This is a genomic window from Rhodococcus sp. BP-349 (assembly GCF_019835845.1).
Classification (GTDB): domain Bacteria; phylum Actinomycetota; class Actinomycetes; order Mycobacteriales; family Mycobacteriaceae; genus Rhodococcoides.
This window is the reverse complement of the sequence record NZ_JABUDR010000001.1, coordinates 1,979,464-2,005,991: the sequence shown is the minus strand read 5'-3', so window position 1 is coordinate 2,005,991 and position 26,528 is coordinate 1,979,464. Positions and strand designations below refer to the sequence as shown.

At 70.3% G+C, this 26,528-nt stretch carries 24 protein-coding genes; 10 read left to right on the top strand and 14 right to left on the bottom strand.

What is annotated here, in order from left to right; translation table 11 throughout:
• Nucleotides 1-7: 7 nt before the first annotated feature.
• A complete protein-coding gene (gene rfbD, locus HQ325_RS09500) occupies nucleotides 8-916 on the bottom strand; it encodes a dTDP-4-dehydrorhamnose reductase (protein WP_222628356.1) in 909 nt (302 codons plus the stop codon).
• 267 nt (nucleotides 917-1,183) lie between these two features.
• Here rfbD and HQ325_RS09495 point away from each other — a divergent pair, with 267 nt between their 5' ends.
• Together HQ325_RS09495 and HQ325_RS09490 are read left to right on the top strand one after the other, a co-directional pair.
• Nucleotides 1,184-2,620 carry an LCP family protein gene (locus tag HQ325_RS09495; RefSeq protein WP_222629147.1) on the top strand — a complete coding sequence of 479 codons (1,437 nt, stop codon included), beginning with the start codon at nucleotides 1,184-1,186 and terminating at the stop codon, nucleotides 2,618-2,620.
• Nucleotides 2,621-2,647: 27 nt separating this feature from the next.
• Nucleotides 2,648-3,361 carry a TIGR03089 family protein gene (locus HQ325_RS09490; protein ID WP_222628353.1) on the top strand — a complete coding sequence of 238 codons (714 nt, stop codon included), beginning with the start codon at nucleotides 2,648-2,650 and terminating at the stop codon, nucleotides 3,359-3,361.
• Here HQ325_RS09490 and HQ325_RS09485 read toward each other — a convergent pair.
• The 5 genes from HQ325_RS09485 to HQ325_RS09465 are packed head-to-tail and all read right to left on the bottom strand — an operon-like array spanning nucleotide 3,342 to nucleotide 6,387.
• Nucleotides 3,342-3,755 (bottom strand): hypothetical protein, encoded by a 414-nt coding sequence (locus tag HQ325_RS09485; RefSeq protein ID WP_308014325.1) that lies wholly within the window; start codon nucleotides 3,753-3,755, stop codon nucleotides 3,342-3,344. The two genes, HQ325_RS09490 and HQ325_RS09485, sit on opposite strands and share 20 nt — an antisense overlap.
• Nucleotides 3,752-4,138, bottom strand: a complete 387-nt coding sequence (locus HQ325_RS09480) for a CrcB family protein (protein ID WP_222628350.1) — start codon at nucleotides 4,136-4,138, stop codon at nucleotides 3,752-3,754. The genes HQ325_RS09485 and HQ325_RS09480 overlap by 4 nt, the downstream gene beginning before the upstream one ends.
• A complete protein-coding gene (gene crcB / locus HQ325_RS09475; protein ID WP_222628347.1) occupies nucleotides 4,135-4,575 on the bottom strand; it encodes a fluoride efflux transporter CrcB in 441 nt (146 codons plus the stop codon). The genes HQ325_RS09480 and crcB overlap by 4 nt, the downstream gene beginning before the upstream one ends.
• Nucleotides 4,572-5,102: a 5-(carboxyamino)imidazole ribonucleotide mutase gene (purE, locus tag HQ325_RS09470; protein ID WP_222628343.1), complete on the bottom strand. Its 531-nt coding sequence runs from the start codon at nucleotides 5,100-5,102 to the stop codon at nucleotides 4,572-4,574. The genes crcB and purE overlap by 4 nt, the downstream gene beginning before the upstream one ends.
• Nucleotides 5,095-6,387 (bottom strand): 5-(carboxyamino)imidazole ribonucleotide synthase, encoded by a 1,293-nt coding sequence (locus HQ325_RS09465; protein WP_222628340.1) that lies wholly within the window; start codon nucleotides 6,385-6,387, stop codon nucleotides 5,095-5,097. The genes purE and HQ325_RS09465 overlap by 8 nt, the downstream gene beginning before the upstream one ends.
• A gap of 54 nt (nucleotides 6,388-6,441) precedes the next feature.
• On the opposite strand from HQ325_RS09465, the gene HQ325_RS09460 reads away from it, so the two are divergent.
• Both HQ325_RS09460 and HQ325_RS09455 read left to right on the top strand, forming a co-directional pair.
• Complete coding sequence (locus HQ325_RS09460; protein WP_222628337.1) at nucleotides 6,442-7,032, top strand: GtrA family protein; 591 nt, start codon at nucleotides 6,442-6,444, stop codon at nucleotides 7,030-7,032.
• Between the two features lie 161 nt (nucleotides 7,033-7,193).
• Nucleotides 7,194-9,647, top strand: a complete 2,454-nt coding sequence (locus HQ325_RS09455) for a cytochrome P450/oxidoreductase (RefSeq protein WP_222628334.1) — start codon at nucleotides 7,194-7,196, stop codon at nucleotides 9,645-9,647.
• A gap of 33 nt (nucleotides 9,648-9,680) precedes the next feature.
• Here HQ325_RS09455 and HQ325_RS09450 read toward each other — a convergent pair whose 3' ends face one another.
• Genes HQ325_RS09450 through HQ325_RS09430 form a run of 5 tightly spaced genes read right to left on the bottom strand, consistent with a single transcriptional unit; the run spans nucleotide 9,681 to nucleotide 13,721 of the window.
• On the bottom strand, nucleotides 9,681-10,238 hold the full coding sequence (locus tag HQ325_RS09450) for a TetR family transcriptional regulator (RefSeq protein WP_222628331.1): 558 nt from the start codon (nucleotides 10,236-10,238) through the stop codon (nucleotides 9,681-9,683).
• A 28-nt stretch (nucleotides 10,239-10,266) separates the two neighbouring features.
• On the bottom strand, nucleotides 10,267-11,592 hold the full coding sequence (locus HQ325_RS09445; RefSeq protein ID WP_222628328.1) for an ATP-binding protein: 1,326 nt from the start codon (nucleotides 11,590-11,592) through the stop codon (nucleotides 10,267-10,269).
• 12 nt (nucleotides 11,593-11,604) lie between these two features.
• Complete coding sequence (locus tag HQ325_RS09440) at nucleotides 11,605-12,288, bottom strand: response regulator transcription factor (protein WP_222628325.1); 684 nt, start codon at nucleotides 12,286-12,288, stop codon at nucleotides 11,605-11,607.
• 9 nt (nucleotides 12,289-12,297) lie between these two features.
• The gene (locus HQ325_RS09435; protein WP_222628322.1) at nucleotides 12,298-12,840 is read right to left on the bottom strand and encodes a PH domain-containing protein; all 543 of its coding nucleotides are present in this window, start codon (nucleotides 12,838-12,840) and stop codon (nucleotides 12,298-12,300) included.
• Nucleotides 12,841-12,866: 26 nt separating this feature from the next.
• A complete protein-coding gene (locus HQ325_RS09430) occupies nucleotides 12,867-13,721 on the bottom strand; it encodes a biotin--[acetyl-CoA-carboxylase] ligase (protein ID WP_222628317.1) in 855 nt (284 codons plus the stop codon).
• Nucleotides 13,722-13,798: 77 nt separating this feature from the next.
• Between HQ325_RS09430 and HQ325_RS09425 the strand changes: the two genes are divergently transcribed.
• A complete protein-coding gene (locus HQ325_RS09425; RefSeq protein ID WP_261777776.1) occupies nucleotides 13,799-15,460 on the top strand; it encodes an acyl-CoA carboxylase subunit beta in 1,662 nt (553 codons plus the stop codon).
• Between the two features lie 3 nt (nucleotides 15,461-15,463).
• Here HQ325_RS09425 and HQ325_RS09420 read toward each other — a convergent pair whose 3' ends face one another.
• The 3 genes from HQ325_RS09420 to HQ325_RS09410 are packed head-to-tail and all read right to left on the bottom strand — an operon-like array spanning nucleotide 15,464 to nucleotide 19,510.
• A complete protein-coding gene (locus tag HQ325_RS09420) occupies nucleotides 15,464-16,861 on the bottom strand; it encodes a hypothetical protein (RefSeq protein ID WP_222628315.1) in 1,398 nt (465 codons plus the stop codon).
• The gene (locus tag HQ325_RS09415; protein WP_222628312.1) at nucleotides 16,848-18,194 is read right to left on the bottom strand and encodes a hypothetical protein; all 1,347 of its coding nucleotides are present in this window, start codon (nucleotides 18,192-18,194) and stop codon (nucleotides 16,848-16,850) included. Before HQ325_RS09415 ends, HQ325_RS09420 begins: the two co-directional genes overlap by 14 nt.
• Nucleotides 18,191-19,510, bottom strand: a complete 1,320-nt coding sequence (locus HQ325_RS09410; RefSeq protein WP_222628309.1) for a glycosyltransferase — start codon at nucleotides 19,508-19,510, stop codon at nucleotides 18,191-18,193. Before HQ325_RS09410 ends, HQ325_RS09415 begins: the two co-directional genes overlap by 4 nt.
• 433 nt (nucleotides 19,511-19,943) lie before the next feature.
• Between HQ325_RS09410 and HQ325_RS09405 the strand changes: the two genes are divergently transcribed.
• The 5 genes from HQ325_RS09405 (at nucleotide 19,944) to HQ325_RS09385 (ending at nucleotide 26,493) form a co-directional block, all read left to right on the top strand.
• Nucleotides 19,944-21,278, top strand: coding sequence for a glycosyltransferase (locus HQ325_RS09405; protein WP_222628306.1), 1,335 nt, complete (start codon nucleotides 19,944-19,946; stop codon nucleotides 21,276-21,278).
• Entirely contained in the window at nucleotides 21,275-22,150 is an 876-nt protein-coding gene (locus tag HQ325_RS09400; protein WP_222628303.1) for a glycosyltransferase family 2 protein, read from the top strand. Before HQ325_RS09405 ends, HQ325_RS09400 begins: the two co-directional genes overlap by 4 nt.
• A gap of 76 nt (nucleotides 22,151-22,226) precedes the next feature.
• Nucleotides 22,227-23,687: a condensation domain-containing protein gene (locus HQ325_RS09395; RefSeq protein ID WP_222628300.1), complete on the top strand. Its 1,461-nt coding sequence runs from the start codon at nucleotides 22,227-22,229 to the stop codon at nucleotides 23,685-23,687.
• Nucleotides 23,684-25,114, top strand: coding sequence for a condensation domain-containing protein (locus HQ325_RS09390; RefSeq protein ID WP_222628297.1), 1,431 nt, complete (start codon nucleotides 23,684-23,686; stop codon nucleotides 25,112-25,114). The genes HQ325_RS09395 and HQ325_RS09390 overlap by 4 nt, the downstream gene beginning before the upstream one ends.
• Complete coding sequence (locus tag HQ325_RS09385; protein WP_222628294.1) at nucleotides 25,105-26,493, top strand: condensation domain-containing protein; 1,389 nt, start codon at nucleotides 25,105-25,107, stop codon at nucleotides 26,491-26,493. The genes HQ325_RS09390 and HQ325_RS09385 overlap by 10 nt, the downstream gene beginning before the upstream one ends.
• Nucleotides 26,494-26,528 lie beyond the last annotated feature (35 nt).

The following is a 26,528-nucleotide window of genomic DNA, read 5'->3' as shown; positions in this document are numbered from 1 at the left end:
GGTCACCCTACTGGGCGGCTCCGGGCGGGTCCGCGACCGCCCGAGCGGCGAGCGCGGCCGTCAACGCGTCACGCCAGGGCCGGAGCGGAGTCAGACCGGCACTGTTCCAGGCCGAGGACGAGAGCACCGAGTAGGCCGGACGCGGCGCCGGCCGCACGTAGCGATCACTGCCGCACGGGTGGACCCGGTCGGGATCGGCGCCCACGGCCTCGAAGGTCGCCCGGGCGAGGTCGAACCAGGACGCCGTCCCGGCATTGGTGGCGTGCAGTATCTGCGGCAGGGCTCGCGGCGATGTCGCCGCCTCGAGGAGCGCGTCCGCGAGGTCGGCCGAGTACGTCGGCGAACCCACCTGGTCGTTCACGACGTCGAGGGTCTCCCGCTCGGCCTCGAGCCGGAGCATCGTGGCGACGAAGTCCGAGCCGGTGCCGGTGTAGACCCACGCGGTCCGCACGATCGTCGCGGACGGCAGTGCCTCCAGTACGGCCCGCTCCCCCGCCAGCTTCGTCCGCCCGTAGGCGGTCGCCGGCGCGGTGGGGTCGGTGGGTTCGTACGGCGTCCTCGCGTCCCCGGCGAACACGTAGTCGGTGGAGACGTGCAGCAGTCCTGCGCCGACCTCGGCGCACCGCTCGGCGAGCAGACGCGGTCCCACCTCGTTGAGCAGTGCGGCGCGGTCCTCCTCGGTCTCCGCCGCGTCGACCGCCGTGTGCGCCGCACAGTTGATCACCACGGTGCCCGGCACGACGGCAGCGGCGATCGACTCCGGATCCGTGATGTCGAGCTCGGCGGATCCGAGGCCGCGCACGCGTGCCCCGCGATACCCGTCCCTCGCGCGGTCGACGAGCCGGCGACCGAGCTGACCTCCGGCTCCGGTCACCACGATGGTCCTGTCCGAACTCTGCTCTGCGTCGGTGGTCACAGCGACAGAGTGTGGCACGCCGTGTCCGGTTGCGCGGGGCGCGGCGACCCTGCCGTTAGCCTGGGGATCGTGACGGATTCTGTGACGGGCCCCGGGACACCGCGCGATCCGTACAGACCTCGGACACCGCGCGGTGCGGAGCGACGACCCGATTCTCGCGAGCCGGAGCCTCGTGCGCGGGCCGCCTCCGCCCGCTCCGATCGGGGTCGTCGACCTCCGACGAGCCACCGCCCCTCGCGGGCACCGGGACACTCCAACGCCGGTCGAATCGCCGTCGCACTGTTCTCCGCCGGCGCGCTGCTGGTGACGGGCGTGGCATGGCAGAGCATCGACTCGCTGCGCAGCAACCTCGCGACGGTGTCGAACCTCGATCTCGGTGACGGCGCCGACGGTGCTGTCGACATCCTGCTCGTGGGAACCGACAGCAGGACCGACGCGCACGGCAACGCGCTCTCGCAGAGCGAGCTCGACTCGCTCCGCGCCGGCGACGAGGTGGCCAACAACACCGACACCATCATTCTGATCCGCGTTCCCAACGACGGTTCGTCCGCGTCGGCGATCTCCATCCCGCGCGACGCCTACGTGAACGTGCCCGGTATCGGCGACAGCAAGATCAACGCCGCGTACGGAGCCACCAAGGAGGAGAAGCGCCTCGAACTCGTCGAGAGTGGGGTGCCCGACGCCGAGGCCGACAGCGAGTCGACGCTCGCGGGCCGCAAGGCGCTCATCGACTCCGTCGCGGGACTCACCGGCGTGACGGTCGATCACTACGCCGAGGTCGGGCTGCTCGGCTTCGTCCTGCTCACCGATGCCGTCGGCGGCGTCGACGTGTGTTTGAACGCTCCGGTCGACGAGCCCCTCTCGGGCGCGCGCTTCGCGGCCGGGCAGCAGACGCTCTCGGGCGCCGACGCCCTCAGTTTCGTGCGTCAGCGCCACGATCTCCCCCGTGGCGATCTGGACCGCATCGTCCGTCAGCAGGTGTTCATGGCGTCGCTGGTCCGCAAGGTGCTCAGCGCCCGCACGCTGAGCAATCCCGGCACGCTGGGACAGCTCGGGTCGGCGGTGCAACGCTCCGTCACCATCGACGACGACTGGGACGTCCTGGACTTCGCCACGAAGCTGCAGGACGTCGCCGGCGGTGCGGTCACCTTCGACACCATCCCCGTGGCGGACATCAACGGCGTCACCGACTACGGCGAGTCGATCGTCGCGGTCGATCCCGCCGAGGTCCAGACCTGGGTGCGCGGGCTGATCGGCGACGCCGCGCCGTCCGAGAGCGTGACGCCGACGCCCACCGTTCCCGACATCGACGCCTCGAGCGTCACCGTGGACGTCGCGAACGACAGCGGCGTCGACGGTCTGGCGTCCTCGGTCTCCGACACCCTGTCGGGCGAGGGCTTCGTTCCCGGCGAGGTCGGCAACAACGAGGGTGCGAGCGTCGACCGGACCACCGTGTACGCCGCGTCCTCGGACGGGGACGCCGCGGCGGCCGTCGCCGCGCGGGTGGGCACGGACCGGACGGAGACCGACGACTCTCTGCCGTCCGGAACCGTGCGTGTCGTGGTGGCCTCCGATTACTCCGCTCCCGCGGCGGCGGGCTCGCTCCCGGCCGGCGTCTCGCCCGCGGGTGACACCGCCACCCCGGCTCCCGCGGCCGCCGACCCGATCGACGCCGGGTCCGCAGGCCCCCAGTGCGTCAACTGATCGGGTGAGTTCGGAAGAATGTCGTCGATGACCTCAGGTGGCACGACGCTCACGGACGCGCTTCTCGGACCCATCCTCGCGGCGGACGCGGCGGGACCGCGCATCACCTACTACGACGACTCGACCGGCGAGCGCATCGAGCTGTCCGCGCTGACGCTGGCCAACTGGGCCGCGAAGACGGCCAACTTCCTCCGCGACGAGCTCGGTGTGTCGCCGGGCGACGTCGTCAGTGTCGTGCTCCCCGCGCACTGGCAGACCGCCTCGGTGCTGCTCGGCGCGTGGTCGGCCGGCGCCGAGGTGACTCTCCGGCCCGATCCGGACGCGACGGTCGCCCTGGTGACCGCCTCCGGTGTGGAGACCGCCGACGCCGGTGAGGTGGCCGCACTGTCGCTCGACCCGTTCGGTCGGCCCGTCGACGACCTTCCCCTCGGAGTCACCGACTACGCGACGTCGGTTCGCGTGCACGGCGATCAGTTCGTTCCCGCCGGCGCCGGGCCGGCCCTGGACGGTCGCTCCGTCCAGGACGTCCTGACCGACGCACAGGGCCGTGCGGCAGCGCGCGGACTGTCGGCGACGGACCGGGTTCTCGCGACCGGATCGTGGGACGACGCCGACGGACTACTCGACGGTCTCGTCGCGGTGCTCGCGGCCGGCGCGTCACTGGTTCAAGTGACCGCGCTGGACCCGGCGGCGCTCGATCGCCGCGTCGCCACGGAGAAGGTCACGACGGTCCTCGAGTGAGGTAGCCTCCGTCGCCCAGTCCTGCCTCCACCTCGAAGCGGTTGGCGGCGCCGGGCCGGCGCATCTCCTCCACCAGATACCGGATCGCGAACGAGAACCCGTGGCGGGACCATTGGTCGGCGTGTACGGACTCGTGGCGCAGCATCGCCCGCCGTCGACGGGGATCGACGAGCGCGTGTCCGGTGAGGAACGCTCCGCCGAAACAGGTTCCGCCGCGGGCATATCCACCACGCATCGCCTCGCACACGATCAGGTTCGACGACGCGTCGTACGAGACCTGCGCGCGCCACAACCGTGCCCAGGTGAGCGCCGAGGCGGTCACGACCAGCGACTGGACGCTGCCACGCGACACCCGTCGCAGCGGGCTCGACCCCCGCGGACCGAAGAACGTCACACCGAGCTCCCACCCGACGCCGCCCACACGAGAGCCAGCCCACCGGCGCAGGCGACGACGGAAGCGATCACGGTGATCCCCACGTTCGCCGCAGCTGCGCGGTGCCGACCCTCTTGCACGAGCCGGACCGACTGCACGCTCGCGGTGCTGAACGTCGTGTAGCCGCCGCAGAACCCGGTGCCGGCGACGGCCTGCCACTCGGCGGGCCGGCCGGCGAACAGCACGAGCCCTGCGAGCACGCCCAGCAGGAACGACCCGCTGACGTTGACGAACAGGGTCCCGAGGGGAGAAGGCCGACCCAGCCGGGCCGTCACCTCGCCGTCGACGACGGATCGGACCACCGCTCCGAGTGCGCCCGCGAGCAGCACCGCGGCGAGCGTCATGAGCGCGACCGCCGCGCGAGCGCGCCACCGGTCACGATGCCCGCCCAGGCACAGATCAGCCCCGCCACGACTCCGACGGCGGCGTAGGTCAGTGCTGTCGTCGGTGCGCCGTCCCGGACCAGCTCGACCGTCTCGAGGGCGAACGTGCTGTAGGTCGTGAACGCGCCACAGAACCCGGTACCCGCCACCAGACGCAGCCACCGACGCCGCCCGACGTCCGGTCCCGAACGCGCCAACGCCTCCAGCAGCAGACCGAGGACGAACGCACCGCCGAGGTTGATCAGGAACGTGGCCCACGGCCATCCCGTTCCGGAGTGCGGCATCCACGTCTCCGCCGCGTAGCGCGCACCCGTTCCCGCGGCACCGCCGACGAAGACCGCGACCAGGGCAGCGGGCGTGCGGTGCAGCGGGCGGACCGAGTCCGCGGACGCAGTCATTCGAGCAGACTGCGACGCAGCGCCTCGTCCTTGTCCAGGACCATCTGCTCGAGTCCACGCTGGAACTCCGCCATACGTCCACGCAGCTGCGGATCGGCCGCACCCAGAATGCGCACGGCGAGAAGACCGGCGTTGCGTGCGCCGCCGATCGAGACCGTCGCGACGGGCACCCCCGCCGGCATCTGCACGATCGACAGGAGGGAATCCATCCCGTCCAGGTACTTCAGGGGAACCGGGACACCGATGACAGGGAGCGGCGTCGCAGAGGCGACCATGCCCGGCAGGTGGGCGGCACCGCCGGCGCCGGCGATGATCACCTCGATCCCGCGGTCCGCGGCGTCCCGCGCGTAGTCGAGCATGCGCTGGGGCGTCCGGTGCGCGGAGATCACGCCCACTTCGAAGCGGACGCCGAACTCGGCGACCGCCAGGGCGGCGGCCTCCATCACCGGCCAGTCCGAGTCGCTGCCCATGATGATGCCGACCCGGACGGCCGTGCTGTCGTCGTCGACCCTGCTGTTCTCAACCATGATGCGGATCCCATCCGTCGGTCCAGACCCCGTGCGAGAGCCAGTGCGCGGCACGCTCGGCGCGCTCACGGACCTCGGCGACGTGCTCGGCATCGGACGCGGAGCCGTTCCGCGGTCCCACGATGTTCACGTGGCCGATCTTGCGGTCCTTGCGCTCGCCCTTGTCGTAGAGGTGCACCTTGGCGTCGGGCATCCGCGCGAACAGGTGATGCACCCGCTCGTCCATGGTCGACGAGGGCTGCTCCTCGGCGCCGAGGACGTTGGCCATCACGGACACCGGCGCGAGCGGCGCGCAGTCACCGAGGGGGTAGTCGAGCACCGCGCGCAGATGCTGCTCGAACTGCGAGGTCCGGGCGCCGTCCTGGGTCCAGTGGCCCGAATTGTGCGGGCGCATGGCGAGTTCGTTGATCGAGAGGGTGCCGTCGACCTTCTCGAACAGCTCGACGGCCATGACTCCCACCACACCCAGTTCGGACGCGATGCGGAGCGCGATGTGCTCGGCGTCCGCGGCCAGGTCCTCGGACAGGCCGGGAGCGGGGGCGATGACGACGGCGCACTGTCCGGACCGCTGCACGGTCTCGACGACGGGCCAGGTGGCGCCCTGACCGAACGGGGACCGCGCGACCATCGCCGAGAGTTCGCGGGCCATGTCGACACGCTGTTCCGCCATCAGCGGCACGCCGGCGGCGAGCTGATCGGACACGACGCTGCGCGCCTCGTCGGCATCGGCGGGCATCCAGACGCCGCGACCGTCGTAGCCGCCGCGTACGGCCTTGATCACGATGCGCCAGTCGTGAGCGTCACCGAAGGCGACGACGTCCTCCACCGAGGCCACCTCGGTGAAGTCCGGCACCGGCAGGCCCAGTTCCCGCAGGCGAACGCGCATCCGCAGCTTGTCCTGCGCGAAGATCAACGCCTCGGGCGGCGGCTGCACGTTGACTCCCTCGGCGACGAGGACGTCGAGATGCTCGGTGGGGACGTGTTCGTGGTCGAAGGTCAGCGCGTCGGCACCGGCGGCCACCGCACGCAGTGCCGCGAGATCGGTGTGTTCGCCGAGCACCACGTCGGCGCTCACCCTGGCCGCCGGATCGTTCTCCCCGGCCGCGAGCACGCGCAGGGTCTGACCGAGTTCGATGGCAGCCTGATGTGTCATCCGTGCGAGCTGTCCTCCGCCGACCATCGCGACGACGGGCAGGGACGAGGTGCGCTGCCGCGGCGGGTCGCTACGCGGGGCCTGCTGAGGGATGTCCGAATTCACGGTGTCTCCTGCTGTCACGCCGCTCATCGTGTCACGAGTCCGATTAGTGTTTGGTCACTGCTCTTCGTAAAGTGGGTCACCGTGCCTCTGATCGACCGTGTGGTTGCCGGTATCCCGCAGCCGTTCCGAAGCATCGCCCTCCGCCACTCCGAACTGATCAAGTTCGCGATCGTCGGCGCGACCACGATGGTCTTCGACCTCGCGATCTTCTACTCGTTGAGCCTCACCGTGCTCGAGTCGAAGCCCGTCGTCGCCAAGATCTTCTCCGGCGTGATGGCCACGATCCTCAGCTACATCCTCAACCGCGAGTGGTCGTTCAAGAACCGTGGTGGCCGCGAGCGCCACCACGAGGCACTGTTGTTCTTCACCATCAGTGGCATCGGCGTCATCCTCGCCGCCGCTCCGCTGTGGATCGCGAACAACGTCTTCGACATCCGTGAGGGACAGACCACCCTCACCGCACTGATCATCATCGACTTCGTCCTCAACTACGTCATCGGCAACCTGCTGCAGATGGTCTTCCGTTTCTGGGCGCTGCGTCGCTTCGCGTTCCCGGACGAGAACGGCCGTGGCGTCATCGCGAACCCGCTGATCGAGGACGAGCCGGACCCCGATCTCGATCCCGACGTGGACCCGGACGACGAGCAGACGCAGTTCATGGGTCACAGCTGACGCGACGCGTCAGGCCCCTCTCACCCTCCGCCAGGCGATGTGGGCACCGTTCTGCCGCCCGGGTGCGACAATCAACCGACTATTGTCATCTTCGGGTACACATGGTTTAGTTCTGTCATTCCATTCGGCAGAACCATTCCAGCACCGAGGCGGTAGTCGTCATGAGCGTTCGCGACACGATCATCACGAGAACACAGGCGCTGGTCCCGATGGAGCGTCAGATCCAGGGACTGCACCTGTGGCAGCGCGCGAAGAGGCTCGTGGTGAGCGACGGGCAGCCGCACTTCCGTGAATCCGCGATCCCCGACGTGGCAGAGCTGGAGCTGACCGAGATCGATGTCAGCAACCCTTTCCTGTGGCGGCAGGGATCGTGGGAGGCCTATTTCCGGAGACTGCGAGACGAGTCGCCCGTACACTTCCGGGCCGACAGCGCGTTCGGGCCGTTCTGGTCGGTGACGCGCTACGACGACATCGTCGCCGTCGACCGGGATTTCGAGACCTTCTCTGCGGAGCCGCAGATCATCCTGGGCACACCGCCGGAGGGTCTCGACATCGAGATGTTCATCGCGATGGACCCACCGCGCCACGACCAGCAGCGCGCCGCGGTGCAAGGCGTCGTCGCACCTCGGAATCTGGAGGAGATGGAAGGGCTCATCCGCTCGCGGGTCGCGGAGGTCCTCGACGAACTCCCCGTGGGCGAGCCCTTCGACTGGGTCGACCGGGTCAGCATCGAGTTGACCTCGCGGATGCTCGCGACGCTGCTCGACTTCCCCTACGAGGAACGACGGAAGTTGGTCGAGTGGACCGATCTGGTGGCCGCGAGCGCGTCGGCCACCGGCGGGTCCACCGACACGGACGCGGCGTATCGGGCCGCGGCGGAAGCAGCGCGCAGTTTCAGCGCCCTGTGGCACGACAAGGCGGCGCGCCTCGCAGCCGGCGAGAAGCCCGGGTACGACCTCATCACCCTCATGCAGCTGTCCGAGGACACGAAGGACCTGATCGACCGCCCGATGGAGTTCCTGGGCAACATCGTCCTGCTCGTCGTCGGCGGCAACGACACCACCCGCAATTCGATGACGGGCGGACTGCTTGCCCTGAACCAGTTCCCGGAGCAGTTCGACCGCCTGCGCGCCGATCCGGGCCTGGTACCGAAGATGGTCCACGAGATCCTGCGGTGGCAGACGCCCCTCGCCTACATGCGCCGCATCGCGACTCGAGACACCGTCCTGAACGGTCAGTTCGTCCGCGAGGGCGACAAGGTCGTCATGTGGTACGCCTCGGCCAACCGCGACGAGCGCACGTTCGACGACCCGGACAGCTTCGTGATCGACCGGCGCAACGCACGGCATCACCTCGCGTTCGGCATCGGCACCCACCGCTGCATGGGAAGTCGGCTCGCGGAGATGCAGCTGCGGATCCTCTGGGAGGAGCTGCTGACGCGCTTCGACGACATCGAGGTCCTCGCGGAGCCGACGCGCGTGCAGTCCAACTTCGTTCGTGGCTACAGCTCCATGATGGTGATGACGACACCGAAGGACGGCGAGCGTCGACCGCACGGCACCTACCGCACCGACAGGAAGGCCGCGAGCGCCGCCGACGACACTGCTCCCGTGGTGGACACGTCCACTGTCGCGCCCTCTCGACAGCGCCGCGACGGCGGCGGAGCAGAGCGGACGCAGCTCGATGTGCGGGTCGCGCACCGGCGTACCGCGGCGGAGGGCGTCGTCGAACTCGTCCTCACCGATGCCGCAGGCGGATCGCTGCCGTCCTGGACGCCCGGCGCGCACGTCGAACTGATGCTGCGCCCCGACCTGGTCAGGCACTACTCACTCTGTGGAGACACCGCCGACGAGTCCTCGTGGACGATCGCTGTCCTGCGCGAGCCGGACGGCCGCGGCGGCTCGGCGCACGTGCACGACCACCTGCCGGAGGGAGCCACTCTCCGAGCACGGGGGCCGATCAATCACTTCGCCCTCGATCCCGCGCCGAGCTACCTCTTCATCGCCGGCGGCATCGGCATCACTCCGATCCGCGCCATGATCGCCGCTGCCCGAGCCGCCGGCGCCGAGTGGAACCTGGTGTACACCGGTCGATCTCGTTCGTCCATGGCGTTCCTCGACGAGTTCGACGGCGACGACCGCGTGACGGTCTGGGCCAAGGACGAACGCGGCGAGCGTGTCGATCTCGACACCGTGCTGGGTGAGCCCCGGCCCGAGACCCTGATCTACTGCTGCGGGCCTGGCCCGCTCCTCGATGCCGTGGAGAACGCGTGCGCGGCGTGGCCGGACGGGAGCCTGCACCTGGAGCGTTTCGCGGCCGAGACCGTCGAGGCACCCGACGACGCGCTCGACTCGTTCGAGGTCGAGTGCGCGCGCTCGGGGGTGACCGTCACCGTCCCCGACGGCACGTCGATCTTCGACGCCGTCGAGAAGGCCGGCGCCGACGTCATCGGGTCGTGCATGGAAGGCATCTGCGGGACGTGCGAGGCCGACGTCCTGAGCGGCACTCCCGACCACCGCGACTCCGTGCTGTCGCGTCGCGAACGCGAACGCGGGGACACGGTCATGATGTGTGTCTCGCGATCGCTGTCGTCGAAGCTGGTGCTCGACCTGTAGGGCGCCCGGCCGGTGCGAGCGACCCGGGTCCGGTCAGGCGAACCCGCGGACCACCCGGTCGATGCGATCCACCGCCTCGTCCACGTCCACGGACGGTTGCACCAGATGGCTCAGCGTCAGTCGCACCACGCAGTCCACCAATGCCTCCGGCGCTCTCTCGCCCACCAACGCACCGACGGCACTGTTCGCGTGGCCCAACACGGCGTCGGGGTGAACCGTGACCAGGGCGAGCAGACCGGAGTCGTGCCCCGGCCGCAGGACGGCTGCGAGAGCGACGTTCGCCCGACCGTGTTCGAGCACGCCCCGAACGGCGGCGGAGATGCCGTCCTCGAAGCTGTCGGGATGCGCTGCCAGCCCGGTGCGCACCTGCTCCAGGAATCGCTCGACCTCGCGATCCACGACGGCGCGACCGAGGTCGTCCTTGGTGCCCACCTCTTTGTAGAGGCTCTGCCGGGGAACCCCGGACCGTTTCGCGACCTCGGTCATGCTGAGGCCGTCCCACCCACGATCGGCGATGATCTCCACCCCGGCGTCGAGCACCCGCTCGAGTCGCAGAGTCCGCAATTCGGAATAGAAGTCGGGCGCAGTCACGTCGCGAGCCTAGGTCAGCCGGGTCCTGTCAGCGCGGTTCGGACATCCCGACCGGGACCACCTGGTCCACACGCGCGGCGGGCAGGAACACCGCGAAGAGCGCCGGGCGACGGCGCTGCAGTTCGAGTCGTCCCCCGTCCGCTTCGATCAACGCGCGGGCGAGGGCGAGGCCCACCCCGGTGGATCCCGCGCCGGAGAAGCCGCGGTCGAAGATGTGCGGCGCGAGTTCGTCGCTGACACCGGTTCCCTCGTCGGAGACCTCCACGACCACGGGCGGACGCGGTCCGTCCTGTGCGGGAGCACGCGACTCCCCCACGAGGCGCACCGAGACGACGCAGCGCCCGCCGCCGTGGTCCAGCGCGTTGTGCAGCAGTACCGACACCGCCTCGCGCAGTCGCGAACCCGTCACGAGGGCGGTGACCGACGAGTCGCCGCGCAGCTCGAGGTCTCGCCCGGCGTCGGCGAACGGGCCGCGCCAGTCGTCGATGACGGGTTCGAGTTCACCGCGTACGCGCACCGTGGACGCGTCGGCCGCGCCGTCGCTGCGGGAGGACCGCACGAGGTCGTCGATGGCGGTGGTCAGCCGGTCCACCTGGGCCATGGCCTCGTTGGCCTCGGTGACCACCTCGGGATCGGGGTGCCCGGAGAGCTCGTCGAGACGCAGCCGGACCGCGGTGAGCCGACTGCGCAACTGGTGGGACACGTCCGCGACGAGTGAGTGTTCGCGCTGCAGCCGCCCCACGATCTCCACCGATGCGGAGTCCAGCACGTCGGACACCCGGTCGAGCTCGGGGATGCCGTGGCGGGTGGCGTCCTTGCGGAAGTCGCCCTCCGCGAGCCGGGCGGCTCGCCCCGCGACGTGCTGCAGGGGCGTGGACAGTCGACGGGACGTGAGGACGGCGACGACGGTGCCGGCAGCGATGGACGCCAGGACGACGAGAGCCACCGCGCCGACGGCCTGCTTCTGGGCGGTACGCATCTCGTCGGACGGCACCTCGAGGAGCAACGACCCGGAGGTACCCATGGACAGGGACTCCTCGATCGGATCCTCGACGGACGGTGCGCCGATGTCCATGCGGGAGGCCGGGTTCTCGGGGGTGGGGTAGACGACGACGAGGCGCCCGCCCATGGGGACGACGAGACGCAGGGAGGCGGTGTCGAGGCCGCCGTCCACGCGGCCGTCCCCACCCTCCTGGTCGATGATCTCGGACGCCATGCGCTCGAGCCGGGTGCGCAGGTCGCCGCGGGTGAAGTCCTCGACCCACAGCCAGGCGGTGTAGGTCAACGGTATGCCGAGCAGCATGCCGGTGAGGATGACGACCGCGAGGATCGACTGCAGGATCCGACGCCTCATGTGGTGGCCCGGTCAGTCCGTGTTGATCCGGAAGCCGACGCCGCGCACGGTCGCGATGCGTCGTTCCGCCACCGAGCCCTCGTCCCCGATCTTCCGGCGCAGCCAGGACATGTGCATGTCCAGCGTCTTGGATCCGCGTAGCTCGGCGTCGCCCCACACCTCGCGCAGGATGGTGTCGCGGGAGACCACCTGACCAGCGTGGTCCAGCAGGATCTTGAGAAGTTCGTACTCCTTGTTCGCCAACGGGATCTCGTGGCCGTCGAGCAGGACGCGCCGCGCGGCGGGTTCGAGGCGCAGGCCGCCCACCTCGATGGTGCCGTCTTCGGAAGCCGCCCCGCGGCGCCGGAGCAGGGCCCGGACCCGCGCCATGAGTTCGGCGACGCGGAAGGGCTTGCTGACGTAGTCGTCGGCTCCCGCGTCGAGACCGACGACGAAGTCGACCTCGTCGGTGCGGGCGGTGAGCATCAGGACGGCGAGATCGGACCTGGTGGCGCGGATCTGCCGACACACTTCGAGACCGTCCATCCCGGGGAGCCCGAGATCGAGGATCAACAGATCGAACGAGCCCTCCAGGGCGCGCGACAGCGCTGCGGGACCGGTCTGCTCGACCGTCACCGTGTACCCCTCTCGTCCGAGTGCGCGGGACAGCGGGGTCGCGATGGCTTCATCGTCTTCGGCGAGCAGGACTTCGGTCACCGGACCACCCTACGTAGTACGGGCGGGACCGAGATCGTCTCCGTCGTCCCAGCCGTGATTCTGCGAGTCGAAGACCTGGTGGTACAGCAGGGAGTGGACCCGCTCGACGTCCGGGATGTCGTCGAACTCGAGGGGGTCGTCGGAGCTCGCGACGATGACCAGGGTGCCGGTCTTCAGGAGCCGGTCGAGAAGACCGTGACGGAACTGCACGTTGGACACCCGGCGTACCGGGATGTCGATGCCCGAGTGCGACAGCACGCCCTGGCGGACGAGGACGCGGCGGTCGGTCACGACGAAATGCGTGGATCGCCAGCGCAACACGGGGACGACGGTGCGCCACGCGATGAGCCCGACCCACACCACCGCGACGGCGATCAGCGCGGCGGACCGTGCCGTGGACTCCAGCGACCGTCCGATCAGACCCACGAGGAAACCGGCGAGGAGCGTCGCGACGAGGAACGTCAGCACCGGCAGCACGAGCATCTTCCAGTGCGGGTGCCGATGCAGGATCAGGTCCTCCTCGTGCCCCAGGGCGTCCTGCGGAAACGACATGCGGTTCTCCTGAGGGAAGGGGGCGGTCAGGCGTCGAGCGCGCGGAGGTGGGTGACGTCGCCCGCCGAGACGGCGACCGGCGTGGTGTCACCCGACTCGGGCACGATCACCACTCGACCGTGTTCGTCGATGTCGGTCGCGACGCCCACCAGCTCGGTGTCCCCGGGCATCGTGACCCGCACGCGGCGGCCGAGAGTATCGCACCGGGACCGGTACAGCTCCGCGATCGGCGCGGTGTCCCACCCCGACTCGCGCCACTCGTCCAGTGCCGCACCCATGGCCCGCAGGAAGGCGCGCACCACCGTGCCGCGATCGATCACCGCGGCACCGGCCAATTGCAGCGACGTCGCCGTCGGGACGGGCAGTTCCGCCTCGGTGAGGCTGACGTTGATGCCCACTCCGGACACCGCCGTCACGACGGGATGCGTCGAGGCCACCTCCACCAGAATGCCCGCCACCTTGCCCCCGGCGTACCCGGACGACTCGTCGCCGCGGATCAGGACGTCGTTGGGCCACTTGAGCACCGCGTCGACCTCGGTGACGGTGCGCAGCACGTCGACCACCGCGACACCGGTGAGCAGCGGGAGCCACCCCACCGATCCGGGCGGCACCCCGGGAAGCTTGACCAGTGCCGACACGATGACCTGCGACCGCGCGGGCGCGGTGAAGGACCGCGAGTGACGACCGCGCCCCGCGTCCTGGACGTCGGCGATCAGCGCGGTGCGGTCCCCGGCGGTGTCGGCGACGGCCAGGAGATCCGCGTTGGTCGATCCGGTCCGCGCCACGACGTCCACACGCGACCACGATCCGCGGGGTCCGTCGACGAGTGCTCGGGTCAGCGCACGCCCGTCGAGCGGCGGTCTGTCCAGGTTCTCCCACATGGAGCCGAGCATAGAGACGCGGCCGACGCACCACCCCTGCCACGTCCGGCAGCGCGGCGTCGATACAGTGCTGGTCTATGACGAGTGTTCAGGATGCGTCCGCGCAGGAATCAGTGGCCAGGGAAGAGACGGGGGCTGCTGCTCCCGACATCCACACCACTGCCGGAAAGCTGGCCGAGCTCGCCGCACGCCAGGCCCAGGCCGAGCTCCCCATGGGCGAGGCGGCCGTGGAGAAGGTGCACGCCAAGGGCAAGCTCACCGCCCGCGAACGCATCACCGCCCTCCTCGACGAGGGCTCGTTCGTCGAACTCGACGCCCTCGCCCGCCACCGCTCCGTCAACTTCGGCCTCGCCGACAACCGCCCCTTCGGCGACGGCGTCGTCACCGGCTACGGCACCGTCGACAGCCGCGACGTGTGCGTGTTCTCCCAGGACGCCACCGTCTTCGGCGGCAGCCTCGGTGAGATCTACGGCGAGAAGATCGTCAAGGTCATGGACCTCGCTCTCAAGACCGGGCGCCCCCTCGTCGGCATCAACGAGGGCGCCGGCGCCCGCATCCAGGAAGGCGTCGTCTCCCTCGGCCTCTACGGCGAGATCTTCCACCGCAACGTCCGCATGTCCGGCGTCGTCCCCCAGATCTCCCTGATCATGGGACCCGCCGCCGGCGGACACGTCTACTCCCCCGCCCTCACCGACTTCGTCGTCATGGTCGACAAGACCTCCCAGATGTTCGTCACCGGACCCGACGTCATCAAGACCGTCACCGGCGAGAACGTCACCATGGAGGACCTCGGCGGCGCCCACACCCACATGGAGAAGTCCGGCGTCGCCCACTACGTGGCCTCCGGCGAGCAGGACGCTCTCGACTACGTCCGCGAACTCCTCGGCTACCTCCCCTCGAACAACCAGGCCACCGCGCCCCGACTGACGCCGTCGGATCCCATCGACGGAGCGATCGCCGATTCCCTCACCGCCGAGGACCTCGAACTCGACACCCTGATTCCGGACTCGCCGAACACCCCGTACGACATGCACGAGGTCATCCGCCGCATCCTCGACGACGACGAGTTCCTCGAGGTGCAGGAAGGGCGTGCCCGGAACATCATCGTCGGGTTCGGCCGCGTGGACGGGCGCAGCGTCGGCATCGTCGCCAACCAGCCCACCGCGTTCGCCGGCACCCTCGACATCGACGCCTCCGAGAAGGCCGCCCGGTTCGTCCGCACCTGCGACTGCTTCAACATCCCGATCATCACCCTGGTCGACGTCCCCGGCTTCCTGCCCGGCACCGACCAGGAGTTCAACGGCATCATCCGCCGCGGCGCGAAACTGCTCTACGCCTACGGTGAGGCCACCGTCGGCAAGATCACCGTCATCACCCGCAAGGCGTACGGCGGCGCGTACGACGTGATGGGGTCCAAGCACATGGGCGCAGATCTCAACCTCGCGTGGCCCACCGCGCAGATCGCCGTCATGGGCGCCTCCGGCGCCGTCGGCTTCGTCTACCGCAAGCGCCTCCTCGAAGCCGCGAAGAACGGTGACGACGTCGACGCGCTGCGCCTGGAGTTGCAGAACGAGTACGAGGACACCCTCGTCAACCCGTACGTCGCCGCCGAACGCGGCTACGTCGACGCCGTGATCCCCCCGAGCCACACCCGCGGACAGATCGTCACCGCACTGCGCCTGCTCGAACGCAAGATGGTCACCCTGCCCCCGAAGAAGCACGGCAACATTCCGCTGTAGACCTCACCAGAACGAGTGCTCGAGTGACCACCGGTCGAGCTCCGCGGACACCGTCTCGCGGAGTCGGCCGGTGTCTCCCGCGTACTCGGGGTGGATGCCGAACACGGTGACCGTCACCTTGTCGCCGTACTCCACCGCCCACGCGGCGATCGCCGGTCCCTGTCGACGCCGTGCGGCCGCGTCGCGGCCTTGCATGATCGCGCGGATCCCGAACGACTCCGCGACCTGATCACCGAGTTCGAGGGCGCTCTGAGGCGCGGCGCCCAGGTTCGACACCGTGGTGTCCGGGCCGGCGATGGACGTCATCATCCGGCCGAGCACCCGGTCCGGAAGCAACCGGGCCACCGCCTGCAGGTGGTCGGTGACAGCGTCGTCCGTGGTCGCGTACTTCGCGAACGCCGCCTTGCTCAGCGCGCGGATCTCGCCGAGCCCCACCTCGGGTCCGATCGGCCCGGGCACCCGGATCCACACGCCCCCGGACGCATTCGCTCTGTCGTCGCCGTCGGCGCGGTTGCTCACCGCGATGCAGATGCGCGTGCCCTCGGGACCCGTCGGATGGCCGGACGCACGCAGAACCCCGCCCATGACGGCCGTGAAGAGGCTGTTCGGCGTACCACCGTGCTCGGCCGCGCGGGCGACCCACTCGCGGCGATCGAGATCCACCACGGCGAGGGTGGTGTCGGACTCGGTCGGAGTGGGTCCGTCCGCGCGAGCCGCGACCGGCGCGGCGGTCGGTGCAGTCTCGTCGGATCGCGTGATCGCCGTCCGCAGCGCCGTCGCGCCGGCCGTCACCGCCGCCTTCCCGATCACCGCGAGCGCTCGGGTGACCGCCGGAATCTGCGCTCCCACGTCACCGAGATCGCCTCGCACGCCGGCCCACCCGGCAACGTCACGCCCCGTGGGCAGTGCCGAGCGCGTCGGCCCCCGGCGAGCCGCATCGAGCGCCGCGTACACGGCTTGCCCGTCCGCGATCATGTGCGAGACCAGCAGTGCCAGAACAGTTCTCCCGGTATCGGTGTGCGCGCACTCGAGCGCGAAACCGCGTCCGGCAGACGGGTCGAGATCGGCCGCACGGAGCCGCGCATCGACCCAGTCCCCCACCGCGTCGTCCGCGATGGTGCCCGGTTCGGTGTACACCGTGGCGGGGCGCTCGGCCCGCACCCAGCGGTCGTGGCCGAACGGAACGGACGTGGGCACCACCCGGCGATCGAAGGATCCGGACGCGAGCCGGTCGGCGAGCGTGGCGACGGCGTCCGCACCCGGGTCCGCCGGGAAGATCCACAGATACTGGATCGGCGCCGTCCATCCGAAGAGCCGCTCCGCCAACGCGTACGACTCGTCGGCGCCCGCCACGCGGTCGGCCGGCCGGGCAGGATCGGTGGTCACGTCACCAGAACTCATGCGGCACATCCCATCCGGTGAGCTCAGCGGACAGGGCTGCGGTCAGCACCTGCGCGGAACCCACGCGCGTCTCGTCGAACCCGGCCACGGCGAAGGTCGCCGCGCCGTCCGTCTCCAGGTACCAGGACTGCACTCCCTCGCCGAAGCGTTGCGTCCCGGCGGGGTCGACGTGATGCGCCGTCCCGCGGAAGGCGACGTCCGTCGCGGTACGGCCGCCGACATGGCGGAGACCGTCGAAGGCCCCGAGATTCGACGCGACCACGTCGGGCATTCCGGACCCGCCGCCCGTCACCACCGACGTCACGACGGACAGCGGGAGTACCTGAAGCAGCGGCTGCAGGTGAATCATCGCGGGACGACGTCCGGCGGACAGTGCCGCGAAGGCGTCCCGGCACAACGCGCGGACACCGCCGAGGTCGGAACCCGGAACCACGCGCTCGGTGAGCGAGATCGACACGCCCCCGGTGGCATTGCCACGTGGGTCGTCCTCTCCCCGTCGCAGACTCATCGGGATCCCGACCTTCACGGGCAGCCCGTCGTCGGCGTACCCGGTGGCGATGAGCGCACCGGCGAGCACCGCGACGAACAGCGAGTTCCGCGTCCCGCCGTGGCGCTGTGCGACGGCGTCCCACTCCGCGAGTGGCACTGTCACCGCCGCCCAGGACGGACGAGCGCGCGGCGCGCGAGTGTGCGCCGCGGTGCGCGGAGTGACGGAGGCCGGACGGGCGGAGGTGGACTCGGTCGAACGGAGGTCGGACACCACCGCGACGGCGGTCCGTGCCACGCCCGCCGCGGCCCCGGCCACCTGATGTGCTGCGTCGCCGACGTCCCCCACGAGCGCGGCCAGGCCCGTCGGCGCGGCGCCCATGTCGTCGCGCACCCCGGCCGCGTCGGCGACGGCGGCCACAGCGGCGGCCGTCAACGCTCGGCCGTCCGCGACGAGGTGCAGGCAGGTGAGAGACAGCGCCGATCCACCGGTGGTCGTCCGGGTGGACCGCAGCGCCCAGCACCGACCCGCCTCGGCGTCGAGGTCGACGTTCTCGAGATCGCGCGTCGCCCAGTCGAGAACCTCGTCCGGCGCCACCGGCTCCTCGTCGAGCTGAACGGCGGGAGCCCCGTCGGACCGGACCCATCCCGGGCGGGCGACGGGAATCGACGGTCGGACGATGCGTCGATGCAGTGCGCCGCGCGCGAGGGCCGCGGCCATCGCCGCCACGTCGGCGTCCGGCACCGCGTCGTCGAAGCGCCACACGAGTTGCAGGACGACGTCCCACCCGAAGGCCTCGGAGAGAAACCAGTAGGTGAAGTCCTGATCCTGGAGCCGGGCCGTCATGCGACCACCGCGTCCTTCGGTGCGCGGAGCACCGCATCTTTCGGTGCGCGGCGGGCCGACTCCACGAGGTCGGCCGCCCGACGGACCGCCTCCTCGGGACTCGTCATCGCGGCGGCCACGGCGGCAGCACCCGCGGCCGCGGCCGGTTCCAGAGCGAGACGCAGCGCCTTCTCCAGCGATTCCGCCGTGATGTCGGAGGCGGCCATCGCCGCGCCGCAGGAGAGCGCGACGACCCGTCGACCCCAGAAGGGCTGGTCCGACGACACCGAGCACACCACCGTGGGTCGCCCCGCCCGCAGTCCCGCCGCGGTGGTCCCCGCGCCGCCGTGATGCACGACGGCGCGGCACCGGGGAAAGACCGCGGCGTGGTCGACGGCGCCGGTCACGCGGACGTGATCACCGAGCGGGCCGGCCGAGTCGACGTCGTTCCATCCGGCGCACAGAAGAACCCGTTCGCCCACGCGGGCCGCGGCGTCCGCGACGGCGGCCACGACGGCAGCCGGGTTCGTCACCGGCATGGATCCGAAGCCGACGTAGACGGGTGGGGTGCCGTCGTCGATCCACGCCTCGAGACTGGGGTCGGACGGCTGCGGATCCATCCGTACGCGGAGTTCCGGGGAGACGTCGAGGAAGCCGGTGAGGGGACGCGTGCCGTCCCAGTCCGCCGCCAACTCGGGGCAGAGGACCCGGTCGTAGGCCTGGATCTCCACGCTCCCGCGACGGGCAATGCGACCGGGAAGCGGCGAGGACACAGTCGAGATGCCCAGCGAGCGGCGTAGCGCGTTCTCACGCCACCGCGTCGCCGCCCACAGGACGTGGTCCAGCACGGTCCAGGCCAGTCCGATGACCACCGACGGCGCACCGTCGGTGCCGGGCACCGGGGAGTACTGCGCGTTGGAGCGCACCGGCGCGTGATGGAGCGCGACGAGACCGATTCCGCGCGCCTCGGCGAGCGGCAGCGCGATCTGCTCGGTGGTGATGCCGGTGAGCAGGACGTCCGGAGCCGTGGTCTCGACGACGTCGCGCAGTTCCGTCACCATCTGATCCCATCCGAAGTTCCACAGTTCCGCGAGGGCTCGCGCTCGGTCGACGACCGATCCGCGGGAGAGACCGTGACGGACCAGGTCCGAGTTCATGTGCTCGCGGGTGTCGTATCCGAACGGCACCGACTCCAGTCCGGCCCGGCGTGCGAGGTCCACGAGGTTGGGCGGGACGGCCATCATCACGTGGTGTCCGCGCTCCGCCAGTTCCGCACCCAGGACGACGGCAGGTTGCACGTCACCTCGCGTTCCGCTGACAGCCATGACGATTCGCACGATTCGGTTCCCCCCTCGGACATACCTGGTCCGGATTGCGCCGGAAATGGCGTCTCGTACGCCGATGTCACTTGTTCGTACCATTCGGCGCACCGGACGGCATGTCGTGGTGCCGATCCGAGAACTGGAGTACGGACAGACCTCGAGGTCGGCAGCGCACGCTGGTCACAATTGTGATCGATGTCGACTTGTCAAGCCTGACAGCAGAATACGCGGAAGTCGGAGGTCAGGTCCGCGCAGCGGCGTGGCATCTCACGACGGCCTCGACCGCAACTCGGCGGGCGAGACACTCGTCACGCTGGCGTGTCGGTGTGGCGTGGGACGTCACGATTGGCGGAGTCCCACCATGTCTGCAATGGTCGTCACACGAACAGTTCGCGGAGGTCATCAGTTGCGACCGGTCATCGCGAGATGATGCTCGAGGGGGTGAGACATGCAGGTCACGTTGGCATTTCAGGGAAGTAGAGGCGACGTGCAGCCCGGCATCGTCCTGGCCACCGAGCTGGAACGACGCGGACATCGCGTCGTGCTCGCCGTTCCACCGAACCTCGTCGCCTTCGCCGCGTCCGTCGGCCTCGATGCCCGTCCGTGCGGAGTGGACACCGCAGAGCTGCTCACCTCTCCGCTGGTGACCCGAGACATGGCCTCGCGAAATCCGCGGCGTCGGCTCGCCGCCGTCACGGCCATCACCGTGGCGGGAGGTCGCGCCGCGAGAGCCGCATTGACCGATCTGGCCGACGGCAGCGACGTCCTCGTGGGATCGTCCGTCGGTCAGGAGAGTGCGTTCGACGTGGCCGAGGTGCACTCGATCCCCTACGCACCCCTCCACTTCTGCCCGGTTCGCAGCAACGGCGTGGCCTCCGTCGTCCCGGTGCCGTCCGCCCTCCCGGGGTTCGTGCACCGCGCGGCGTGGTGGGCGCTCGACACCACGTTGTGGCGCGCCTCCCGCGGTGCGCACACCACCCTCCGAGGAGAACTCGGCCTGCCGCCCATGACGTCCAGTGTCGCTGCAGCACTGAGTCGTTCCGGCGTCACCGAGATCCAGGCGTACGACGCGGCGCTGTTCCCCGGGCTCACGGAGGAATGGGGTCCGACACGGCCTCTCACAGGATTTCTGCATCCCGACGCCGACACTCGCGCCGCGTTGCAACGTGCCGCTCCGGTCACCGACGACCTCGACACCTGGCTCCGCGCGGGCACGCCACCGGTGTACGTCGGGTTCGGCAGCATGACGGTCCCCGGCGGCGCGGCTCTTCTCGACGAGCTCGTCGCCGCCGTCCGGCGTGCCGGGCGGCGCGTTCTGCTCGTCGGCGGTTGGGACGACCGGCTGCGCGACGCCACGTTCCCTCCCGACGAGTTCGGGACCGACGTCCTCTCGGTGTCGGCCGTCGACCACACCGCGGTGCTCCCGCGATGCGAGGCCGTCGTCCACCACGGCGGCGCCGGGTCCACCGCCGCGGGTCTGCGCGCCGGCCGACCCACTCTCGTGTGCCACGTGGGTGCGGATCAGCCACTGTGGGGGCGACGCGTCGTCGCCTCCGGAGTCGGCGCCGGCGTCGCCGCACGATCGGCGTCCCCCGCCTCGCTCGACACCGCACTGGCGCGGGTCCTGGACCCGCGGACACGTTCTGCCGCACAGCGTCTCGCGGACATTCTCGTCACACCTGCCGATGCGGTCCGGCGGTGCGCCGACCTCGTCGAGGCGGCAGCGCAGGGCCGCACGGTCCCGCGGCACCCGACCGCCTCGCGAACGGAGATCTCCCGATGAACCGACTGTCCCTGTCCGTCGTCGTCCCGGCATTCGACGAGGAGGAGTGCATCGGCGCGTGCCTCGATCTGCTCTGCACCCAGCTGGACTGCATCACCGAGATCATCGTCGTGGACAACAACTCCGCGGACGGCACTCGTGACATCGTTCGACGCCACGCCGCCGAGCATCCCGAGATTCGCGTGGTGACCGAGGAGCAGCAAGGACTCGTCTTCGCACGGAACGCCGGAATGGACGCCGCGTCCGGTGATCTCGTCGCCCGGATCGACGCCGACACCCGGGTGCCCGACGACTGGGCGGCAAGGATTCTCGACTTCTTCGCCGCCGACGTCGATCAGCACTGGGCCGCCGCATGTGGACGCGGTGAGGCGTACGAGCTTCCCTACGGCGACGCGGCAGCCCACGTCAAGGCGAGGTGGTCACCGCTGGCCCGGCGGTCGCCCTCCACACCGGAGGTCCGCGACGTCCCGGTCCTGTACGGCTCCAACATGATCCTGCGCCGCGAGACGTGGAAGCTGATCCGCGAGGACGTCTCGCTGCGCCGCGACGTCTTCGAGGACGTCGACATGGGGCTCTGCGTCCAGGAGTCGGGCGGGCGCAACGCCTTTCTGCCCTCCCTCACCGTGGGAGTGTCGCCGCGCCGAATGGAATCGGGAATGCGGTCCTTCGTCCGCTACATGGCGTGCCTCCCCCGAACCCTGCGACTGCATCGACGCCACGCGCTCGCCGCGGCAGCGCTCGTGCTGTACGTGCCGGGGGTGTCCGTGCTCCACGCCTGCCGACTCGTGATGATCCGCGCCTACGACAGCGACAGCGGATCCTTCTCCGCGCGACATCTCCTGCGCCCCCGCACCGATCGCGGAATGCCCTGAGCGCACCGCTCTCCTTCTCGACCCTGCGATCGTCACCCGACCTGCGATCTCGACCCGAACGGACGTGAGACCGAAGATGGAATTCACAGAGCTCGCCGATCACCCGCTCCCCCGGGGCGTGGTGACCGAGTGGATCCCCACCGTCACCGCGACCGACCGCTGGTATCGGGACGAGCGGCCACTGGCCTACACGCACGAGGAACACTGCCGCCACAGCCTCGCGAGAGCCGCCACCGGGTCGTCGGACGACATCGGTGCAGCCTGGATCGGCGCGGTGTTCGAGATCCACGACCGGTACGACCCCGAGGCGCTGCGTCGGGCCCTGCGCGCCTGGACCTCTCGCCACGAGACCTTCCGCTCCACCGTCGCGACGGACGGCGTCGACGCCGACGGCGGCGCTCGTCTCACCCGCTCCACCGTCCCGCAGGACGCAGTGGACGTGGTTCCGCGTGTGCTCGGGCGTCGGCGCACGGGATCCGATGTGCACGCCGACGTCTCGGACTTCTTCGCGCGCACCCTCTCGCCGTTCCGGTGGCCGCACTGCGTGGTGGCCACGGTCGAGGACATCGTCCCGAGTTCGTCGGATTCGGCGGACGACGAGACGGACCGGTTCCTCCTGGTCTTCGGCGCCGATCACTCCGTCATGGACGCGTACTCGATGTTGTTGGCCGTCAGCGAACTCCGTCGGTTGTACGAGTTCGAGATCCACGCGCGCGACCCACGGCTGACGGCGATCGGCAGTCATCTCGACTTCAGCGTCGTCGACCGAAAGACCGGCGACTGCCTGACTCCCGACCACGAGGTGGTCCGCACCTGGTCGTCCTTCCTCACCGACGGCAGCTTCCCCTCGTTCCCCCTCCCGGTCGGCGCCGACGACGAACACGGTCCCGAGCGACAGAGCAGTCTGTCCCGATACCTGCTGGGTGCGGCGGACACCGACGCGCTCGCCGCACGCACCCGCGGACGTGGCGCGTCCATGACCGCGGCCATGGTCGGGGCGCTCGCGCTCACCTCTCGAGACCTCGCCGGTGAACGTCGACTGCGCGTGACGATGCCCATGCACACGCGCTTCGAACCCCAGTACGCCGAATCGGTCGGCTGGTACGTCGGAGTGGTTCCGGTCGACGTCCACGTCGACCCCACCTCGGACGTGGACGATGCCGTGCGTCGTGCCGCCGCCGGCCTCGATGCCGTCAAGGGCTATGCACGCCAGCCGTACTCGCGTGTCGCGCGGCTGCTGAACGTCGACTCCGTCCCGCAGTTCGTGGTGTCCTACCTCGATCTGCGCCACACCCCCGATGCCGAGTCGTGGCCGCTGTGGAACACGCGCACGCTCCGCAGCGCCACCGCCTCCCGCGACGAGGTCTACTTCTGGATCCTCCGCACGCCTCTCGGCATCAGCATCGCGGCGCGCTTCCCCGGCCATGAGGAGGCGGTCCGCAACGTGCACGCGTACCTCGCCCGATTCCAGGAGGTGTTGCGCGAATCCGCCGGCGTCGTCGTCGAGAGCGGGGCGGACAGGACGGTGCTCGCATGATCATCACGGCGATGCGCAACTGGAAACCCGCACCCGGCGCGCTGCTCGAGTGGCATCCCGTCGACGACGCGCGGCCGCTCGTCGAGTCCGCACCGGTCGATCCCACCCCGCCGTCGTTCCTGCAGGAGAACCACGTCCGTGGTGTGCGCGCGGTGGCGGACCGGGGAGGCACGCACACCGCGTACCTCGGGTCCGCGACCGAGGTCGTCGGGGATCTCGACGTCGACGCGCTCACCCGCGCCTTCGAGCAGTTCCTCCTCCGCCACGAGGGACTGCAGACGTGGTTCGAGGCGGACGGCGGCGCGGTCGTGCGGCGCCGCGTTCCCCCTGCCGCCGTGCGCCTGCGGACCGTCACCGCGGGCGAGTTCTCGGCACCCGACCAGTTCCTCGACTACGTGCGCGATCGGCTCTCGCGGGACGCCACACCCCTGAGTTGGCCCGCTGTGGCGTTCGGGGCGGTGGCGCGCCCGGGCGGCTTCACGCTCTACTACGGTGCGGACCACGCGTTCTCGGACGGCGCCTCGCAGGTCCTGGTCCTGGCGGAGTTGATCGATCTCTATCGCGCGGCGCAGTCGAACCGTGCACCCACCGACATCTCGGCGTGGACCGGGAGCTTCCTCGATCACGTCGCGATCGAGAACGAGAAGGCCGCGGCAGTCGACGCCGACTCCCCCGAGCTGGCCGAGTGGATCGACGTCGTGCGAGCCCACGGCGGCGCGATGCCGTCCTTCCCACTCGACCTCGGACTCGCCCCGGGTGAGACAGCCCCCGTGGAGCCGATCGAGATGGACCTGCTGGGCGCGGAGGACACCGCGGCCTTCGACGCCGCGTGCCGGGCGGCGGGTGGGAAGTTCGTCACCGGGCTGTTCGCCGCGGTCGCGATCACCGACCACGAGCTCGCGGGCCGGGACGACTACGCCGGCATCACCGTGCTCGGCACCCGCCACCTCGGCGACTTCGCCCTGTCTCAGGGCTGGTTCTGCAACTTCGCGCCCGTGACGTTCCCCGTGGCGAGCGCCGGGGACTTCCGCACCCTCATCGGTCGGGCGAGCGAGGCGTACGCCCGCACGAAGGCCACCGCGGCAGCGCCGATCGGGAAGGTGCTGCAGCTGCTCTTCGAGTCCGGCGTCGGCGGCGCCGGACTGGCATCGAGTCCACACCTGTTGTCCTACATCGATTTCCGCTGGTTCCCCGGGCACGGCTCCGAGGCCGACGACGACGCGATCCTGTTCACCGGCGAGGGCCGCACCGCGAACGCGTCCATGTGGTTCAACCGGGACGATCGCCACTTCTACCTCGGGTCGCAGACTCCCGCCACCCCCGAGGCGCAACGGCAGGTGGCGCGCTATCACCAGCATCTGCGGGAGGTTCTGCAGACGATCGCGCGGGACGGGAACCGAGTCGTCGGTGGTGGCGCGTGCACGTGATCGGAGTGGACGCCTGGGCCCCGCGCCCCGGCGTCGTCCTGCAGTGGATCGTGCGTTCCGACGCCGAACCCGTCCCGTCGACGGTCCCGCCGTCGTTCAACCAGAGTGCACACCTCGCCGATGTCGACGACGGGAGTACCTGGCTCGCAGCATCGTTCGATGTCCCCGGGTCGCTGGACACCGCCGCCCTGGAGCGTTCACTCGAGCGGCTGGTCGCACGCCACGGTTCACTCCGGACCGGCTTCGTCCGGTCGGACACCGGACCGTCGCGCGTGATCCACCCGCAGGGTGCACTCACCCTCCGACGAGAACCCGACATCGCGGTCCCGTCCGTCCCGGAGGCGCACCGCGTCGTGCGCTCCGCTCTCGACACCGCATGCGCGCCCTTCTCCGCACCGGCGTACACGTTCCTCGCCGTCGATCGTCCGGACGTCTCCACGGTCGTGTGCGGTTTCGATCACGCGCACGTCGACGCCTATTCACTGGCGGTCGTCATCGACGACGTCCGTCGGGGCTATCTCGACGAGCCGGAGACCGCACCGGATCCGGGCGACTTCGTCGACTACTGCGCAGCCGAGTCGGCGGGCACGCCGATCGATCTCGAGGACAACCGGCTCCGCACGTGGGTCGACTTCCTGCGCGCAGGCGACGGCGCTCCGCCGCAGTTCCCTCTCGATCTCGGAGTCCCGCACGGGCGCACGGACCGGTGCGCGGTCCGCGTCGACGCTCTGCTCACCGCACGCGAGGCCGACGCGGCGGAGACCGGGTGCCGAGCGGACGGCGCCAGCCTGTACGCCGGTGTTCTCGCCGCGATGGCGCACGCGGTGCGAGACCTCGGCGGTGGAGCAACGGTGCCCCTGCTCTTCCCGTTGCACACCCGCCGATCCGCGGCGTGGCGGTCGTCGGTCGGCTGGTTCGTCACCAACGCGCCGCTCGACGTCGTCACCGAGAACGACCTCCGGGCCACGATCCGCTCGACCGGACCGGCGGTGCGGCGCGCGGTCGCGCTGGGCGAGGTCCCCATCGCCCGCGTGGTCGAGGCCGCGGGCGGACTCCGGCGCCCGCGCAAGGACGTCTTCATGGTGTCCTACGTCGACTACCGGTCGGCCCCCGGACACGACCTGCTGCGCAGCATCGACGCCCACCACATCTCCAACGTCACCGTCTCCGACGACGCGCAGTTCTGGATCTCCCGCACTGCGGACGGCCTCGCACTCCGGAGCCGATTCCCGGACAACTCGACCGCCCGATCCACGATCGAGACCTTCGTGGCCGCCGTCGCGGACCACCTCGCCCTCGTCGCCCGCCCGCGCGATGCCGCCCTGCAATTCGCGGTGGACACCCGGACCGCGACCGACGCGCCGGTCACCGTCCCCTAGAGTCGAGGAACACCTGCACCTGGAGGAGACGCTTC

Coding starts and splice junctions, on each gene's coding strand:
- HQ325_RS09430 (WP_222628317.1), bottom strand. CDS start 13,721: ATGTGGGAGAACCTGGACAGACCGCCGCTCGACGGGCGTGCGCTGACC.
- HQ325_RS09400 (WP_222628303.1), top strand. CDS start 21,275: ATGAACCGACTGTCCCTGTCCGTCGTCGTCCCGGCATTCGACGAGGAG.
- HQ325_RS09405 (WP_222628306.1), top strand. CDS start 19,944: ATGCAGGTCACGTTGGCATTTCAGGGAAGTAGAGGCGACGTGCAGCCC.
- HQ325_RS09455 (WP_222628334.1), top strand. CDS start 7,194: ATGAGCGTTCGCGACACGATCATCACGAGAACACAGGCGCTGGTCCCG.
- HQ325_RS09465 (WP_222628340.1), bottom strand. CDS start 6,387: ATGAGCGGCGTGACAGCAGGAGACACCGTGAATTCGGACATCCCTCAG.
- HQ325_RS09415 (WP_222628312.1), bottom strand. CDS start 18,194: ATGACGGCCCGGCTCCAGGATCAGGACTTCACCTACTGGTTTCTCTCC.
- HQ325_RS09445 (WP_222628328.1), bottom strand. CDS start 11,592: ATGAGGCGTCGGATCCTGCAGTCGATCCTCGCGGTCGTCATCCTCACC.
- HQ325_RS09435 (WP_222628322.1), bottom strand. CDS start 12,840: ATGTCGTTTCCGCAGGACGCCCTGGGGCACGAGGAGGACCTGATCCTG.
- HQ325_RS09390 (WP_222628297.1), top strand. CDS start 23,684: ATGATCATCACGGCGATGCGCAACTGGAAACCCGCACCCGGCGCGCTG.
- HQ325_RS09395 (WP_222628300.1), top strand. CDS start 22,227: ATGGAATTCACAGAGCTCGCCGATCACCCGCTCCCCCGGGGCGTGGTG.
- HQ325_RS09480 (WP_222628350.1), bottom strand. CDS start 4,138: ATGACGCTCGCCGCGGTGCTGCTCGCGGGCGCACTCGGAGCGGTGGTC.
- HQ325_RS09490 (WP_222628353.1), top strand. CDS start 2,648: ATGACCTCAGGTGGCACGACGCTCACGGACGCGCTTCTCGGACCCATC.
- purE (WP_222628343.1), bottom strand. CDS start 5,102: ATGGTTGAGAACAGCAGGGTCGACGACGACAGCACGGCCGTCCGGGTC.
- HQ325_RS09420 (WP_222628315.1), bottom strand. CDS start 16,861: ATGAGTTCTGGTGACGTGACCACCGATCCTGCCCGGCCGGCCGACCGC.
- crcB (WP_222628347.1), bottom strand. CDS start 4,575: ATGACTGCGTCCGCGGACTCGGTCCGCCCGCTGCACCGCACGCCCGCT.
- HQ325_RS09425 (WP_261777776.1), top strand. CDS start 13,799: ATGACGAGTGTTCAGGATGCGTCCGCGCAGGAATCAGTGGCCAGGGAA.